Source organism: Pseudoalteromonas sp. S1612, from assembly GCF_005887175.1.
In the GTDB taxonomy this organism is placed as follows: domain Bacteria; phylum Pseudomonadota; class Gammaproteobacteria; order Enterobacterales; family Alteromonadaceae; genus Pseudoalteromonas; species Pseudoalteromonas undina.
This window is the reverse complement of the sequence record NZ_PNDH01000202.1, coordinates 1-377: the sequence shown is the minus strand read 5'-3', so window position 1 is coordinate 377 and position 377 is coordinate 1. Positions and strand designations below refer to the sequence as shown.

The window sequence follows — 377 nt, the reverse complement described above, 5'->3', positions numbered from 1 at the left end:
GGGACAAGATTGATGAAATTAAGCACAACTTAGACCGTGTAGTAGCTAAATTTGCTGAGCGTTTACTAGACGAAGCAACTGAAATTGTTCACGATACTTACCTGCACCTGTTTGAAGGCGTTGAAGGTACTCTTATTGAACAAGATTCAAAACTAGTTGAAGTGCTGGAAAAAAACTTTAACGTAACACTGCCACAAGCCATAAAAAACAGCAAAAGCGTAGACTAAGTACGTGATGTGATCAGTGACATGCAAACCAAATTAGACCGCGCTAAGGTTTTAATAGAAAAAGCCGAAAAAGCACGTAAGGATGTATTTTAAGTGAAGCGTAGGACCTTTATTCAAGGCCTCGCTGCGTTAGTTGTAGTTGGGTCATTG

At 39.8% G+C, this 377-nt stretch carries 1 pseudogene; it reads left to right on the top strand.

From position 1 onward, the window contains the following. Positions 1-320: pseudogene (locus tag CWB78_RS18700) on the top strand (hypothetical protein); the annotation flags it as partial. Positions 321-377 lie beyond the last annotated feature (57 nt).